This window comes from Kribbella sp. ALI-6-A, assembly GCF_001984195.1.
Taxonomy (GTDB): domain Bacteria; phylum Actinomycetota; class Actinomycetes; order Propionibacteriales; family Kribbellaceae; genus Kribbella.
The window spans coordinates 2,350,885-2,365,240 of record NZ_MTQN01000012.1 but is presented as its reverse complement, the minus strand read 5'-3'; the positions used below and the strand labels follow the sequence as shown (position 1 = coordinate 2,365,240).

20 protein-coding genes are annotated in these 14,356 nt (G+C 69.7%); 6 read left to right on the top strand and 14 right to left on the bottom strand.

Translation table 11 applies throughout. The annotated features are described in order from the left end of the window. Window positions 1-25 precede the first annotated feature (25 nt). The 3 genes from BWI15_RS37900 to BWI15_RS37890 are packed head-to-tail and all read left to right on the top strand — an operon-like array spanning window position 26 to window position 2,138. On the top strand, window positions 26-574 hold the full coding sequence (locus BWI15_RS37900; RefSeq protein WP_083751218.1) for a TetR/AcrR family transcriptional regulator: 549 nt from the start codon (window positions 26-28) through the stop codon (window positions 572-574). Next, a complete protein-coding gene (locus BWI15_RS37895; protein ID WP_237771624.1) occupies window positions 571-1,602 on the top strand; it encodes a glycosyl hydrolase family 18 protein in 1,032 nt (343 codons plus the stop codon). Before BWI15_RS37900 ends, BWI15_RS37895 begins: the two co-directional genes overlap by 4 nt. Next, entirely contained in the window at window positions 1,599-2,138 is a 540-nt protein-coding gene (locus BWI15_RS37890; protein ID WP_077019261.1) for a GNAT family N-acetyltransferase, read from the top strand. Before BWI15_RS37895 ends, BWI15_RS37890 begins: the two co-directional genes overlap by 4 nt. Here the strand turns inward: BWI15_RS37890 and BWI15_RS37885 are convergent. Beyond that, a complete protein-coding gene (locus tag BWI15_RS37885; RefSeq protein ID WP_077019260.1) occupies window positions 2,135-3,817 on the bottom strand; it encodes an ABC-F family ATP-binding cassette domain-containing protein in 1,683 nt (560 codons plus the stop codon). The two genes, BWI15_RS37890 and BWI15_RS37885, sit on opposite strands and share 4 nt — an antisense overlap. Before the next feature lie 73 nt (window positions 3,818-3,890). On the opposite strand from BWI15_RS37885, the gene BWI15_RS37880 reads away from it, so the two are divergent. Together BWI15_RS37880 and BWI15_RS37875 are read left to right on the top strand one after the other, a co-directional pair. Further along, the gene (locus tag BWI15_RS37880; RefSeq protein ID WP_077019259.1) at window positions 3,891-4,313 is read left to right on the top strand and encodes a hypothetical protein; all 423 of its coding nucleotides are present in this window, start codon (window positions 3,891-3,893) and stop codon (window positions 4,311-4,313) included. Further along, the gene (locus BWI15_RS37875) at window positions 4,310-5,323 is read left to right on the top strand and encodes a hypothetical protein (protein ID WP_077019258.1); all 1,014 of its coding nucleotides are present in this window, start codon (window positions 4,310-4,312) and stop codon (window positions 5,321-5,323) included. Before BWI15_RS37880 ends, BWI15_RS37875 begins: the two co-directional genes overlap by 4 nt. On the opposite strand, the gene BWI15_RS37870 is transcribed toward BWI15_RS37875, so the two are convergent. From BWI15_RS37870 to infA, 11 genes are all read right to left on the bottom strand, one after another. Then, window positions 5,324-6,082 (bottom strand): hypothetical protein, encoded by a 759-nt coding sequence (locus BWI15_RS37870; protein ID WP_077019257.1) that lies wholly within the window; start codon window positions 6,080-6,082, stop codon window positions 5,324-5,326. Then, window positions 6,075-6,596 carry a SigE family RNA polymerase sigma factor gene (locus BWI15_RS37865; RefSeq protein WP_237771623.1) on the bottom strand — a complete coding sequence of 174 codons (522 nt, stop codon included), beginning with the start codon at window positions 6,594-6,596 and terminating at the stop codon, window positions 6,075-6,077. The genes BWI15_RS37870 and BWI15_RS37865 overlap by 8 nt, the downstream gene beginning before the upstream one ends. A 16-nt stretch (window positions 6,597-6,612) precedes the next feature. Then, window positions 6,613-7,233: a class I SAM-dependent methyltransferase gene (locus BWI15_RS37860; RefSeq protein WP_083751217.1), complete on the bottom strand. Its 621-nt coding sequence runs from the start codon at window positions 7,231-7,233 to the stop codon at window positions 6,613-6,615. Next, on the bottom strand, window positions 7,226-8,038 hold the full coding sequence (gene truA, locus BWI15_RS37855) for a tRNA pseudouridine(38-40) synthase TruA (RefSeq protein ID WP_077019255.1): 813 nt from the start codon (window positions 8,036-8,038) through the stop codon (window positions 7,226-7,228). The genes BWI15_RS37860 and truA overlap by 8 nt, the downstream gene beginning before the upstream one ends. 67 nt (window positions 8,039-8,105) lie before the next feature. Beyond that, window positions 8,106-8,813 carry a 50S ribosomal protein L17, sunset domain variant gene (gene rplQ, locus BWI15_RS40795; protein ID WP_077019254.1) on the bottom strand — a complete coding sequence of 236 codons (708 nt, stop codon included), beginning with the start codon at window positions 8,811-8,813 and terminating at the stop codon, window positions 8,106-8,108. A gap of 67 nt (window positions 8,814-8,880) precedes the next feature. Continuing rightward, complete coding sequence (locus BWI15_RS37845; protein WP_077019253.1) at window positions 8,881-9,906, bottom strand: DNA-directed RNA polymerase subunit alpha; 1,026 nt, start codon at window positions 9,904-9,906, stop codon at window positions 8,881-8,883. Window positions 9,907-10,009: 103 nt separating this feature from the next. Then, complete coding sequence (gene rpsD / locus BWI15_RS37840; protein WP_077019252.1) at window positions 10,010-10,618, bottom strand: 30S ribosomal protein S4; 609 nt, start codon at window positions 10,616-10,618, stop codon at window positions 10,010-10,012. A gap of 23 nt (window positions 10,619-10,641) precedes the next feature. Next, complete coding sequence (gene rpsK, locus BWI15_RS37835; RefSeq protein ID WP_012923659.1) at window positions 10,642-11,049, bottom strand: 30S ribosomal protein S11; 408 nt, start codon at window positions 11,047-11,049, stop codon at window positions 10,642-10,644. A gap of 38 nt (window positions 11,050-11,087) precedes the next feature. Further along, window positions 11,088-11,459 carry a 30S ribosomal protein S13 gene (gene rpsM / locus BWI15_RS37830; RefSeq protein ID WP_077019251.1) on the bottom strand — a complete coding sequence of 124 codons (372 nt, stop codon included), beginning with the start codon at window positions 11,457-11,459 and terminating at the stop codon, window positions 11,088-11,090. A gap of 184 nt (window positions 11,460-11,643) precedes the next feature. Then, window positions 11,644-11,757: a 50S ribosomal protein L36 gene (rpmJ, locus tag BWI15_RS37825; protein WP_008361054.1), complete on the bottom strand. Its 114-nt coding sequence runs from the start codon at window positions 11,755-11,757 to the stop codon at window positions 11,644-11,646. 30 nt (window positions 11,758-11,787) lie between these two features. Beyond that, window positions 11,788-12,009 carry a translation initiation factor IF-1 gene (gene infA / locus BWI15_RS37820; protein ID WP_012923661.1) on the bottom strand — a complete coding sequence of 74 codons (222 nt, stop codon included), beginning with the start codon at window positions 12,007-12,009 and terminating at the stop codon, window positions 11,788-11,790. A gap of 233 nt (window positions 12,010-12,242) precedes the next feature. On the opposite strand from infA, the gene BWI15_RS37815 reads away from it, so the two are divergent. Continuing rightward, window positions 12,243-13,109: an NAD(P)-dependent oxidoreductase gene (locus BWI15_RS37815; protein ID WP_077019250.1), complete on the top strand. Its 867-nt coding sequence runs from the start codon at window positions 12,243-12,245 to the stop codon at window positions 13,107-13,109. Here the strand turns inward: BWI15_RS37815 and BWI15_RS37810 are convergent. Continuing rightward, entirely contained in the window at window positions 13,093-13,899 is an 807-nt protein-coding gene (locus tag BWI15_RS37810; protein WP_077019249.1) for a hypothetical protein, read from the bottom strand. The two genes, BWI15_RS37815 and BWI15_RS37810, sit on opposite strands and share 17 nt — an antisense overlap. After that, window positions 13,896-14,348: a DUF1707 SHOCT-like domain-containing protein gene (locus BWI15_RS37805; protein ID WP_077019248.1), complete on the bottom strand. Its 453-nt coding sequence runs from the start codon at window positions 14,346-14,348 to the stop codon at window positions 13,896-13,898. The genes BWI15_RS37810 and BWI15_RS37805 overlap by 4 nt, the downstream gene beginning before the upstream one ends. Window positions 14,349-14,356 lie beyond the last annotated feature (8 nt).

Sequence of the window (14,356 nt, the reverse complement as noted above, 5' to 3'; positions counted from 1 at the left end):
GTGCGGGACGACGGAGGGTGGGCGAGTGCGAGCTGACGCGCGGGACAATCGCGAACGGATCCTGACCGCGGCCGAGCAGGTGTTCGGGCGGTCGACGGCTGCCTCGACCGACGACGTCGCGAAGCTGGCGGGGGTCGGGATCGCGACCGTGTTCCGGCACTTCCCGACCAAGCTGGAGCTGCTGGAGGCGGTGCTCACCCTGCGGCTGCAACGGCTGCGCGACACCGCCCGCGAGTTGGCCGGCGCAGGCGACCCCGGGACGGCGTTCTTCGAGTTCTTCGGCCAGGTGGTCGCCGAGGCGGGCTCCAAGTTGGCGATCGCGGAAGCGCTCAGCGCGGCCGGCACGACCCCTGGCGAGCACGCCCGCCAGGCCGGAGTCGAGATGCGTCAGGCCTTCGGTGAACTGCTCGCCAAGGCTCAGCACAGCGGGGCCGTCCGGGCCGACGCCCAGTTCCCCGAGGTCTACGCCCTGCTGGTCGGCGCATCCCGCGGCGCCACGGCGTCCGGTCTCGACGCGGAGGTCCGCGACCGAATGCTGGCAGTCCTGTACGACGGACTGCGGCCGCGCCCGTGAAGCGGCGCTGGCAACGCTGGTCCCGCCGGCGGCGCGTGGTCGTCGTCCTGCTGCTGGTCTTCCTGCTGGCGGTCCCCGTACCGCTCGGGGCGTACGCCGTGGCGCTCCGCGTGCACTACTCCGGCGACCCGTCGTCCCAGGCTGTCAGCCGCGGCCGGGACGCCGTCTGGCTCGGCCATGCCTGGGTGGACGGCCGCAAGACCAGCGCTGACGTCACCGCACTGGCTGCGCGGCTTGCCACGACCGGAGTACGCGACCTCTACGTCCACGCCGGGCCGCTGGAGCACGACGGCAGTCTGCCGCTCGCGGAGGTCTCGCCGAAGGCCCGCTGGTTCACCGACGCGATGAGCAAGGCCGCGCCCGGCGTACGGGTGCAGGCCTGGCTGGGCGACCTCGTCCAGCCGGCCAAGAACCCCGGCATGGACCTGGACGACCAGGCCGTGCGCGACCGGGTGACCGCGTCGTCGGCGGCCGTGCTCGACCAGGGCTTCGACGGCATCCACTTCGACTTCGAGCCGGTGCACTCCGGGTCTCACGGGTTCCTCGCCGTACTGGAGCAGGTGCACGAGCTCACCGCCCAGCGCGGCGTCCCGCTGTCGGTCGCGGCCGCGCAGATCGACCCGCTCTGGAACCTGAACGCCGTGCCGCTGGCGATCGCCGACGAGGGCAAGTGGTGGTCGCAGGAGTACTTCGGCGAGGTGGCGCGCCGGGTCGAGCAGATCGCCGTGATGTCGTACGACACCGCCATGCCCCTGGAGTCCCTGTACGGCGGCTACGTCGCCCAACAGACCAGCCTGGCCCTGGAGGTCACCCCCGGCCGTGTCGACCTGCTGATGGGCCTTCCGGCGTACTGGGAGAGCAATCCGAGCCACTGGGGTCACGCGGAGACCGTCGAAGCCGCGGTCCGCGGTGCGCGCCTGGGCCTTGGCACGTCCGGCAAGCAGAACTTCGGGCTCGCGATCTACGTCGACTTCACCGCGACCGAGCAGCACTGGAACGCCTACACCGACGGGTGGGTGCGGAAATGACCAGCCTGACCTTTCGCCGCGTGACTCGCGGCGACTTCCCCCTGCTGGCCCAGTGGCTGGCCAACCCGCACGTCGTGCGCTGGTGGAACCACGAGACCAGCCCGGAGGCCGTCGAGCGCGACTTCGGCGCGAGCGCCGACGGCACCGAACCGTCGGAGGACTTCCTGTTCCTGGTGGACGGCGTACCGGCCGGGCTGATCCAGCGCAGCCGGCTGGCGGACTATCCCGAGGAACTGGAGTCGTTCGCCGAGCTGACCGACGTACCGGACGGCGCGGTGATCATCGACTACTTCATCGGCGCCGAGCAGCACACCGGCCAGGGGCTGGGCACGGCGATGATCGCCGCCATGGTCGAGCGGACCTGGACCGACCTGCCCGGTACGCCGGCCGTACTGGTCGCTGTCGTGGCCGCGAACCGGAACTCCTGGCGGGCGCTGGAACGGGCCGGCCTGCGCCGGGTCGCCGAGGGGCCGATGGAGCCGGACAACCCGATCGACGACCCGCTGCACGTCGTCTACCGGATCGACCGGCCCTAGCGAGCGCGCTCGACCCGGCCCTCGTCCCAGACCGGTTCGGTCGACTCGTAGACCGAACCGTCGGAGCCGAAGACCAGGTAGCGGTCGAAGTCGCGGGCGAACCAGCGGTCGTGGGTGACGGCCAGGACCGTGCCGTCGAAGGAGTCCAGGCCCTCCTCCAGCGCCTCGGCCGACTCCACGTCGAGGTTGTCGGTGGGCTCGTCGAGCAGGAGCAGCGTCGCGCCGGACAGCTCGAGCAGGAGGATCTGGAACCGGGCCTGCTGACCACCGGACAGGCTGTCGAAGCTCTGCTCGGCCGCGTGCGCCAGCTCGTAGCGGTCCAGCTTCCGCGACGCCAGCTCGCGACCCATGCCGTCACGGTGCTCGTCACCGCGGTGCAGGATTTCCAGCAGCGTCCGGCCGGCCAGCTCCGGGTGCTCGTGGGTCTGGGCGAACCAGCCGGGCCGGACCCGCGCACCGAGCTTGGCGACACCGGTGTGCGCGACCGACGGGATCTCCACCTCGCCGACCGGCTGGTGCTCGACGTCCGGGTCGGACCCGCCGTTGGCCAGCAGCCGCAGGAAGTGCGACTTGCCGGAGCCGTTGGAGCCGAGCACGGCCACGCGTTCGCCGTACCAGACCTCGAGGTCGAACGGCTTCATCAGGCCGGTCAGTTCCAGCCCGGTGCAGACCACCGCCCGCTTGCCGGTCCGGCCGCCGGTGAGCCGCATGCTGACCTTCTGCTCGCGCGGAATCGCCTCCGGCGGCCCGGCCTCCTCGAACTTGCGCAGCCGGGTCTGGGCGGCCCGGTAGCGCGAGGCCATGTCGGAGTTGTACGCCGCCTTCTGCTTGTACATCAGCATCTGCGCGCGCAGCTTGGCGTGCTCGTCGTCCCAGACCTTGCGCAGCTCCTCGAACCGCTCGAACCGGTGCCGCCGGGCCTCGTGGTACGTGCGGAAGCCGCCACCGTGGGTCCAGGCCGTGTTGCCGGCCGCACCGAGCTCGACCGTCACGATCCGGGTCGCCGTGTTGGCCAGCAGCTCCCGGTCGTGGCTGATGTAGAGCACGGTCTTCTGCGTCGCGTTGAGCTGCTCCTCCAGCCAGCGCTTGCCCGGTACGTCGAGGTAGTTGTCCGGCTCGTCCAGCATCAGCACTTCGTCCGGACCGCGCAGCAGCGCCTCCAGGACGAGCCGCTTCTGCTCGCCGCCCGACAGGGTCTTCACCTCACGCCAGCGGCACCGCTCGAAGGGCACGCCGAGGGCGGCCGACGTACAGACGTCCCAGAGCACCTCGGCGTCGTACCCGCCGACCTCGCCCCAGTCCGAGACGGCCTGGGCGTAGCGCAGCTGGGTCTTCTCGTCGTCGGCCTCCATCATCTTCAGCTCGGCCGCGTCGAGCTTCGCGGCGGCGGTCCGGATCGCCTCCGGCGCCACTCCCAGCAGCAGGTCGCGCACCGTCGAGGTGTCCCGCACCGACCCGACGAACTGCCGCATCACGCCCAGCCCACCGGACCGCGCGATGCTGCCACTGTGCGGCTTCAGGTCCCCGGCGATGATCTTGGTCAACGTCGTCTTGCCCGACCCGTTCGCCCCGACCAGCGCGACCTTGGCCCCGTCCCCGACCCGAAACGTGATGTCGTCCAGCAACACCCGCCCGTCCGGCAACTCGAACCCGATCCCGGCGACGTCCACGTGACCCATGCCCCCAGTCTGACCGCCTGCCCCCGCACCCGCGACCCAGTTATCGTTTGGTCCGCAGCGAAGGAGGCAGCCGATGAACGACCAGCCGGTCGATTACGCGACGTTCCAGGCCGAGATGCACCGACTGCTCGCGAACCTCGATGGCGCGGCTCCGGAACTGATCGAGGCCGAGACCTCCCGGCTGCAGGCGATGGCCGAGCAGATCCCGGACGAGCGTGACCGTGAACACGCCCTCTTCCGCGCCGGGTCCCTGCCTCGTCTCGTAGCCGGACCACCTCCGGCAACCAGCGAGCAGTTCGACCAGGCTCAGGTCTTGTTCGCGCAGGCGATCAACAGCGAAGAACCCGCTCAGACCCGGATCCCGCAGATCGAGCAGGCCATCCGGGAGATCGGGGCGCTCGCGGCCCAGGCACCGCGCATCGAGGCGGGCGCGATCCGACGGCTCAACAGCACGCTGTCGAGACTGAAGTATCACTTGGAGAGCTCCTCCAGATGAGCGTCGGCCGCCTCGTCCCGCGCGACAGCGACGAGTACCGCTGGGTGCAGAACGTCGTCCGCTCGGTCGAGACGCTGACCGGACGTCCGACCCGCTGGACCGGCGACCTGTACGAGGAAACGGAACCGGACGTGGCCGGGAGCGTTCTGGACGACGGCGCGATGACTCTCAGCCGCCAGTTGGTTCTCCAACCGGCCGTACGGGCCTACACCGCCGGCCGCCCGCTGACGCCGACCGAGCTGATCGATACCAGGGACGCCGTACTGACCGCGGTTCACGAGGCCAAGCACCTGACCAACGCGCTCGGGGACGAAGCTGCTCCTGGCGCGACCCCGGTCTACGCTCCGGACACGTTGGCGTTGGAAGAGGGGCTGACCGAGAGTTGGGCGCACCAGAACGTCGACGACGTGATCAGGGACGTCGGCCTGGACCGGGCGCAACCGGAGCTGCGCGGCCTGGACTCAGCTGACGCCTATCCGGCGTACACGGCCGCGACCGGTGAACTGGTCCGCGGTGTCGCCGACGTCGCGGGTCTGTCCCCGGCGCAGGTCCGTGACGGGATGGACCAGGCCGATCGAGCCCAGCGCTGGTCGGCGATCGCCGATTTGGTGATCGATCAGCGGCTGGCCGACGTACTGCCGGATGAGGATCGGTCGGCGGTCAGGACCCAGCTGATCCGGACGATGCGCCCCCATCTCGCCGTCGCCGCCGCGGCCCAGGTGAGTGACCAGTTGACCGCCGCGGCCAAGGCCAACAGCGGGCGTCAGGCTGCCGGTCGGGCCGTCATCGACTTGAGCACGACGACCGCCGGGCTGGAGGACCAGTACCGCAACGCGGTCCTTGAGCAGCCGTCGCAGGCCGCCGAGGTGGATCACCTGCGGAAGTTCCTGGGTGAAAGCACCCCGCGGACCAGTACCTATCGCGGTAGCGACTTGGCGAGCGCAGTACCGAGCAATGTCCGGCGGTTGTCGCACCGCCGGGAGCAGGGGCCTGATCAGGGGCGGGAGTAGCTACCAGCCCTTCAGGTGGTCGAGGTAAACCCCGCCGGACGGACGCACGGCGCCGGTCATGAAGAGTTTGAGGGGGCCGGCGAACAGGCCGTACGTCGCCCGGCCGTTGAGGAAGCCTGCTGTCGCGCAGCCGTCGTACTGGACCCAGATCTCGCGGATGTCCTGCGCGGTGGTGAACCGCAGGACGATCGCCTCGGACGGGCGGGCCGCCTCGGGGGTGCACTTGAACACCGGCAGTGCGGGATTGCGTTCGGGCAGCACCTTGATCGCGTCGACGACCTGCTGGGCGATGTTCTGGGGAAAGGTGCCGGCGCCGATCAGGGCGGTGGCGCCGGGGGTCAGGCGGTAGCGGCAGGCCTGGAGGCTGGAGACCGGGGTGCGGAGATCCAGGCCGACGGCTGGTGACGGACCGGCGTCGCCGCCGAAGATCGCCGGCTGGGGCTCGCAGCCGAGAGCGCCAGCGGCCGATGGCTCGTCGTGGTTGTACTCGGGAGCGCCGGCGCGGCTGTCGGCGCCGGCGCTGCCGGTCGCCACCTCGGTCGGCGAACCCAGGGTGGTCCACACCCCGCCGCCGATCACCGCAACGGCGATCACGGCGGCTGAGGCGGCCATCAGGTTCCGCCGGCGCTGCCGGAGCCGGCGGCGGGCCTCGTCGGCCATCGACTTGCCGTGCCGGCTCGGCGCGGCATCTGCCTTGGTGTGGAAGGCGTCGGCCAGGGTCGGGCCGAGCTCCTGCTCCTGGTCGTCGTACTCAGGCATCCTCGGCTCCTTCCTTGGTCAGCGTCTGTTTGAGTACGGCGAGCGCCCGATGCACGTGCGACCGGGCCGTCGCCTCCGCGCAGTGCAGCAGGACGGCGATCTCCGCGTACGACAGGTCTTCGTAGAAGCGCAGCACGACCGCGGCTCGCTGGCGGTCGGGCAGGGTCTTGCAGAGCTCCCAGACCGCCTCCGCCTCCGCGCGGTCCGTCGTACCGTCGGGTGCGGGTGCGGCGGTCCGGGTCGGCTCGGCGGCCGGTGACTCGCGGCGGCGGAACCGGCGCCACCAGGAGATGTGCGCGTTGACCACCATCCGCTTGACGTACGCCTCGGGGTCGTCGGCCTGGCTGACCCAGGCCCAGCGCGCACAGGCGGTCGTCAGCGCGTCCTGGACGGCGTCCTCGGCCAGCGCCTGGTCGCCGGTCAGCACATAGGCGAACCGCAGCAGCGCGTCGGCCCGTTCGGTGACGAACAGTTCGAAGTCGAGCGCGAGGGCGGTGGTCACCGGCTCTGCCAAGGCTGCCTCCATACCCTCAGGACGGTGTTCCGCCCGGGTTCGTTGCAGTCGCCTTCAGGATCCGGAAACCCTTCGCGCTGGCCACCCGCTCGCACGGGTAGCCCTGCTCGGTCAGCCAGCGCTGCAGCGAGTCTCCGCCGAGGTTCTTGCCGACCACCAGCCAGGCCACTCCGCCGGGCTTCAGCCGGCCGAACCAGCGCAGCAGCATCTTGTGCAGCTCCGGCTTGCCGATGTGGATCGCCGGGTTCGACCAGAGCTCGTCGAACACCACGTCATCCGGTACGTCGTCCGGCTGCGCCGGGTGGACCCGATCGGCCACTCCCGCCGCGGTCGCGTTCAGCGCGGTGAGCTCGAGCGCCCGGTTGTTCACGTCGACCGCCCAGACCTCAGCCTCCGGGACCTCGACCGCAAGTGCGCACGCGATCGGCCCGTAGCCCGTACCGAGATCGAGGATCGTCCGGCGTCCCGGCTCGGGCCGGACCTCCCGCAGCAGGATCGACGTCCCGAGGTCGAGCCGGTCGCGGGAGAACACCCCGCTGGCCGTGGTGAACTCGTAGTCGCGGTCCCAGATCCGCGCCTGCACAGTACGCCGTACGTCGGCCGAGGCCGGATCGGCGGAGAAGAAGTGGTCAGCCACGTCGGTGCACCTCGCCACGGACCTGCCGAGTCTCCACGGCGCGTGCCGCCACCTGATCGTCCGCCGGGTAGCGCACTTCCTCCAGCGTGAGCCCGTGCGCGGGCAGCACCGCCACCGCCGAGTCGCGGACGCGGGCGGCGAGCACACTGGCGGGCCAGTCGACCTCGCGGCGGCCGTCGCCGACCGGGACGATCGAGCCGACCAGCGCCCGCACCATCGAGTGGCAGAACGCGTCGGCGATCACCGTGCCCTCCAAGCGACCCGGCGCGACCCGGACCCACGAGAAGTCCCGCAGCGCGCGGACGGTGCTGGCGCCCTCGCGCTTGCGGCAGAACGCGGCGAAGTCGTGCTCGCCGAGCAAGGTCTGGGAGGCGGCGTTCATCCGGTCCACGTCCAGCGCGCGGCCGACCCGCAGGACCTCCTGCCGGCGCAGCGGATCCCAGCCGATCGGGTCGTCGCAGATCCGGTAGACGTACCGGCGGAACAGCGCGGAGAACCGGGCGTCGAAGCCCTCCGGGGCCTCGGCGACCGAGGTCACCGAGACGTCCTGGGGCAGTACGCCGTTGAGCCGGCGAAGCAACTCCCGCGCGGTCATCGTGGTGTCCAGGTCCACGTGGGCGACCTGCCCGCGGGCGTGGACGCCGGTGTCGGTCCTTCCCGCGCAGGTCACCGTCGGGGCCTGCTCGGCCCGCAGAACCGTCCGCAGGGCTTGCTCGAAGTCGCCCTGCACGGTTCTGAGCCCGTCCTGCCTGGCCCAGCCGTGGAATCCGGTCCCGTCGTACCTCAGGTCTATCCGCCAACGCACAGGGCAATCTAACGCAGCAGCGCCCCTCCACCCGAACGGGTGAAGGGGCGCCACGGGGTGCTGGGTGTTACTTGTCCTCGGTCTCGCCGGCCTTGGTGAAGCCGGCGGCCACGGCCGCGTCCTCGGTGGAGAACCAGACCTCGGCCTCGGTCTGGTCGTACCACGGCGAGTCGGGGGTGTGGAACTTCATCGAGTTCTCGTTGCCCTTGATGTCGAAGCCCTCGGGCGCCGAGCCGTCGGCCAGCGGAGCGGCCGAACCCTCGTACTTGCCCGCGGTCACGTCGGAGGCCTTCGCCTCGTCCTTGACCTCGTCCTGCACCTCGGCGGCGTCGTCGGCCTTGGCGGCCGCCTTCTTGGCCGGGGCCTTCTTGGCCGGAGCCTTCTTGGCCGCCGTCTTCTTCGCCTTCGGCGAGTCCGCCAGCGCCTCGACCAGCTCGATCTTCACCATCGGGGCGTTGTCGCCCTTGCGGGGGCCGAGCTTGATGATCCGGGTGTAGCCGCCCGGACGGTCGGCGTAGCGCTCACCGATCTCGGTGAACAGCACGTGCACGACGCTCTTGTCCTTGATCCGCTTCATCACCTGGCGGCGCGAGTTCAGGTCACCACGCTTGGCCTTGGTGATCATCGACTCCGCGAGCGGCTGCAGGCGCTTGGCCTTCGACGCGGTCGTGGTGATCGCGCCGTGCTCGAACAGCGAGGTGGCGAGGTTGCTGAGGATCAGCTTCTCGTGCGCCGGGCTGCCGCCGAGGCGGGATCCCTTGGTAGGGGTAGGCATTGTCCAACTCCAGAAATCTCAGGCCCGGGTGCGGACCTTGGGAACGGGCCGTGAGGCCATCGAAAGGTCAGTACTGCTCGGTCTCGGCGAAGCTCTCGTCCTCGTCCTCGGCGTCGTCACCGTAGGCCTCGGCAGCGGCGCGCAGGTCGAAGCCGGGAGGCGAGTCCTTCAGCGACAGGCCCATCTCGGCCAGCTTCAGCTTGACCTCGTCGATCGACTTGGAGCCGAAGTTGCGGATGTCCAGCAGGTCCTGCTCGCTGCGCGAGATCAGCTCACCCACGGTGTGGATGCCCTCGCGCTTGAGGCAGTTGTAGGACCGGACGGTCAGCTGCAGGTCCTCGACCGGCAGCGCCAGGTCGGCGGCCATCTGCTCGTCGACCGGCGACGGGCCGATGTCGATGCCCTCGGCCTCGACGTTCAGCTCGCGGGCCAGGCCGAACAGCTCGACCAGCGTCTTGCCGGCCGACGCGACGGCGTCGCGGGGCAGCATCGACGGCTTGGTCTCGACGTCCACGACCAGCCGGTCGAAGTCGGTGCGCTGCTCGACACGAGTCGCCTCGACCTTGTAGGTCACCTTGAGGACCGGCGAGTAGATCGAGTCGACCGGCATCCGGCCGATCTCGGCGTCGGCGGACTTGTTCTGGACGGCGGACACGTAACCACGGCCCCGCTCGACGACCAGCTCCATCTCGAGCCGGCCCTTCTCGTTCAGGGTGGCGATCTTCAGGTCCGGGTTGTGCACCTCGACACCGGCCGGCGGCGCGATGTCGGCGGCGGTGACGTCACCGGGGCCCTGCTTGCGCAGGTACATGGTGACCGGCTCGTCGTGCTCGGAGGAGACGACCAGGTCCTTGAGGTTCAGGATCAGCTGGGTGGCGTCCTCCTTGACCCCGGCCACCGTCGAGAACTCGTGCAGCACGCCGTCGACCTTGATGCTGGTCACGGCGGCGCCCGGGATGGACGACAGCAGGGTGCGGCGGATGGAGTTGCCGAGGGTGTAGCCGAAGCCCGGCTCGAGCGGCTCGATCACGAACCGCGAGCGGTGCTCGCCGACGACCTCTTCGGTCAGGGTGGGGCGCTGCGCGATAAGCACGTGTTTCTTCCTTCTTCGATTTCGCGACGACCACTATTTGAGGTCGCGAGACGAAGAACGACCGATCCCGCCGGCGGCGAACAGGCCGCCGGCGGGAACCGGATCAGTTCTTCGAGTAGAGCTCGACGATCAGGTGCTCGGCGACCTGGGTGTCGATCTGTGCCCGGGTGGGCAGCTGGTGCACGAGGATCCGCAGCCGCTCCGGCAGGGCCTCGAGCCACGCCGGGACGACCCGCTCGGAGTGGGTCTCGCGAGCGATGATGAACGGCGTCATCTCGGCCGACTTCGGCCGGACGTCGATCACGTCGTGGGCCGCGACCCGGTACGACGGGATGTTCACCTTGATGCCGTTCACGGTGAAGTGACCGTGCACGACGAGCTGACGCGCCTGCCGACGGGTCCGGGCCAGGCCGGCGCGGTAGACGACGTTGTCGAGGCGGGACTCGAGGATGATCAGCAGGTTGTCACCGGTCTTACCCGGACGCCGCGAGGCCTCCTTGTAGTACAGGCTGAACTGCTTCTCGAGCACGCCGTAGGCGAAACGAGCCTTCTGCTTCTCACGAAGCTGGAGCAGGTACTCGCTCTCCTTGGGACGGCCGCGGCCGTGCATACCCGGCGGGTACGGACGACGCTCGAAGGCCTTGTCGCCACCGACGAGGTCGACCCCGAGACGGCGCGACTTCTTGGTCATGGGTCCGGTGTAACGGGCCATTTTCGCTGCCTACCTTTCCTGGGTCAGACCCGGCGCCGCTTGGGAGGGCGGCAGCCGTTGTGGGCGGTCGGGGTGACGTCCTGGATGGTGCCGACCTCGAGGCCGACCGCACCCAGCGAACGGATCGCGGTCTCACGGCCGGAGCCGGGACCCTTCACGAACACGTCGATCTTGCGCATGCCGTGCTCCATCGCCCGGCGCCCGGCGGCCTCGGCGGCCATCTGCGCGGCGAACGGGGTGGACTTGCGCGAACCCTTGAAGCCGACGGTGCCCGCGGAAGCCCACGAGATGACCGCGCCGGTCGGGTCGGTGATCGTCACGATCGTGTTGTTGAACGTGCTCTTGATGTGCGCGTGGCCGGCGGCCACGTTCTTCTTCTCCTTGCGGCGCACCTTCTTCGCGCCGGCCGCGGTGCGGCTCTTGGGAGGCATAAGTCAGTTGCTCCTGGGCTGGTCGACGGTCATCCGGGTCACTTCTTCTTCTTGCCGGCGATCGCCTTGCGACGACCCTTGCGGCTGCGGGCGTTGGTACGCGTGCGCTGACCACGCACCGGCAGACCGCTGCGGTGGCGGCGACCCTGGTACGACCCGATCTCCATCTTGCGGCGGATGTCCGCGGTCACCTCGCGACGGAGGTCACCTTCGATCTTGTAGTTGCCTTCGATCCAGTCCCGGAGCTTCACCAGCTCCTCGTCGCCCAGCTCGTGGACGCGCTTGTCACCGGAGATGCCGGTGGCTTCGAGCGTCTTCAGGGCGCGAGTACGACCTACACCGAAGATGTAGGTGAGGGCGACCTCGATGCGCTTGTCGCGCGGAAGGTCGACGCCTACGAGGCGTGCCATGTGGCGGTTGTCCTTTCGTCTGCAGAGGTGTGGTGGCGCGCTGCGTCCTTGCCCGCCTCGGTGAGCGTTCCTTCACCGGCAAGGCCCCGGCCTCTGTTCCGGGGGCGACGTCCAGCCTGTTGCCGTGCTGGACGAGCATGCGCGCTGTGGTGCGACAGTGCCGTGTCGCGAGGTAGGGCTTGGATCAGCCCTGCCGCTGCTTGTGCCGCGGGTTCTCGCAGATCACCATGACCCGGCCGTGACGGCGGATCACCTTGCACTTGTCGCAGATCTTCTTGACGCTCGGATTGACCTTCATCGAGCTTCTTTCTTCGACAGGTGGCTGTGGTTACTTGTACCGGTAGACGATCCGACCCCGGGTGAGGTCGTACGGCGACAGCTCCACGACGACCCGGTCCTCGGGGAGGATCCGGATGTAGTGCTGCCTCATCTTGCCGCTGATGTGCGCGAGCACCTTGTGCCCGTTGGACAGCTCAACACGGAACATCGCGTTCGGCAGGGCCTCGACGATGGTGCCCTCGAGTTCGATAACTCCCTCTTTTTTGGGCATGTCCTCGCACTTCTGTAGACGACGTACTGAATGATTGGTACCGCACGGTCGCACGGCCCGGAACAAGCATTGGGCAGCACAACCAGAGGCTACAAAGAGCCAAGGAAAGAGTGTACGCCACTTACCGGCCGGAAACCCAATCGGCCCTCAGAGGCCCACTTACCATCAGGTAAGTACCCGACTATTTAGTCGGTACTTGTCCACTCTACCGCCTGGCACCCAGCCTGGACGTCATGAAGACACCAGTCACCGTTCTCGGCCTCGGCGCGATGGGAACCGCCCTCGCCCAGGCCTTCGTCACCGCCGGCCATCCGACCACCGTCTGGAACCGTACGCCGGGCCGCGCACCCGATCTCACCGGTGTCACCCGCGCCCGGACCGTCGCCGACGCCGTCGCCGTCAGCCCGCTGATCGTCGTCTGCCTCCTGGACGACGCGTCCGTGCAGGAAGCGCTGGCACCGGCCGCCACCGAGTTCTCCGGCCGCACCCTGGTCAACCTCACCAACGGCACGCCCGCACACGCCCGCCGAGCCGCCGACTGGGCCATCCAGCAGGGCGCGGACTACCTGGACGGCGGCATCATGGCCGTTCCCGCGATGATCGGCGGCCCGCACGCGTTCATCCTCTACAGCGGCTCGTCAGCCGCCTTCGAGCGGCACCAGGCCGACCTGGCCGCGCCCGCCCGTCCCCAGTACGTCGGGAGCGACCCCGGCCTGGCCGCGCTGCAGGACCTGGCGTTGCTCACCGGGATGTACGGCATGTTCGGCGGGGCCGCCCACGCGCTCGCCTTGACCTCCAGCGAGAAGATCTCGCCGACCGAGTTCACCGAGCAGCTCCTCGTCCCGTGGCTGACGGCGATGCTCGCCACCCTGCCCGCGATCGCGAAGGACCTCGAGTACGGCGCCGAACCAGGTGCGGCCGGCTCCAACCTCGAGATGCAGTCCACCGCTTTCGTGAACCTACTCGACGCGTCCCGCGATCAAGGCGTCGATCCCGCGCTGCTCGCCCCGATGGGTGACCTGCTGGCCCGCGCGGTCCGCGAGGGTCACGGCGACGAGGACCTCGCCGCCGTCGTACGGCTGCTCAGGACTGCCGAGTAGCCAGCCACTGCTCGCCGGTCTGCCAGACGTGCTCGGGGATCAGCGCGAGCAGGTCGCAGGCGGCGTCCAGATGGGCCAGCGCGACCGCCGGCTCCCGGTACGCCGGGAAGATCGCCACGAACCGGCGACCCTCGCAGCTGAACCCGAACGGCGGAACCTGCGCCAGTACGTCGACCGCCCGCCGATGCAGCACCTCCAGCGCCAGATCCTCGCGCCCGTTGAACAGGCAGTACTTCTCGGGCAGCCCGGTCACCGTGAGCTTCAGCGGCACCAAGCTCGCCGCGGCGACCGGTGCCAGCGAGGTCGGCAGCAGCTGCATCGGCGGGAGCGGCCGGTCGATCTCCAGCTCCAGGAAGTCGAAGCCGAGCTGGCGGCGCCGTACCTTGTGGCGGAACCGTCCGGCGATCAGCTCGCGGCCCCGGTGCCGGCCGATCGTCACGTCGTACACCTCGGCCGCGGGGTCGACGTCGAACGGCGGGAACGGCCAGCGGTCCAGCAGATCGGGATCGCCGGCGGTGACCTGCCAGCCCAGCTGCCGGGCCATGTCGGCCCAGCCCCGGCGCTGCCTGGCCTCGGAGATCCGGAACGCCGCGGTCAGAGCGACCAGCACCAGGAACCAGCCGAGCACCAGCCAGCCGACCCAGCGCGGCTCGACCAGCAGGCCGACCACGACCAGCGGGACCGCGACCAGGAACCACACCACGTAAACCAGTGCGGAGCCCTGCCGCAGCTGCCAGGCCCAGTCCGGGCGCAGCCGCAGCCCCTCGGCGCGCCGCGCGGTCTCGGTCACCGCCGCTTTCCGAGGTGACCCATGCCCATCAGGGCCCACGGGATCAGCAGCCAGACCGGCCAGAAGTGCGGCCATTGGCCACCGTTGGCGACGCCGATGACGAACCAGATCATCACGTTGATCAGCACGACCCCGGTGAAGCCGCCGAGCAGGCCCTGCAGGTTGCGCTGGGGCTGGTTGTCCTTCTTCCGCTCCGGGAAGGTTCCCGGCGCCGGGGCGGGCTGCGCACTCTGCACCCCGGCGGGAGTCTGGTAGGTCCGGACCGGCGGGAGGTCGCGCACCAACGGCTCCAGTTGGCCGTAGGTCTGGGCGCCGTACAGGTCGTCGAGCCGCCGGGTGAATTCCGGCTGGTCCAGGCGCCCGTCCGCGAAGGCGTCACGCAACCGGCCGGCGATCTTGTCGCGATCGGCTTCGGTGAAGCGCTGATGGGGCTGGTACGAGCTGGGCATGTCCCCAG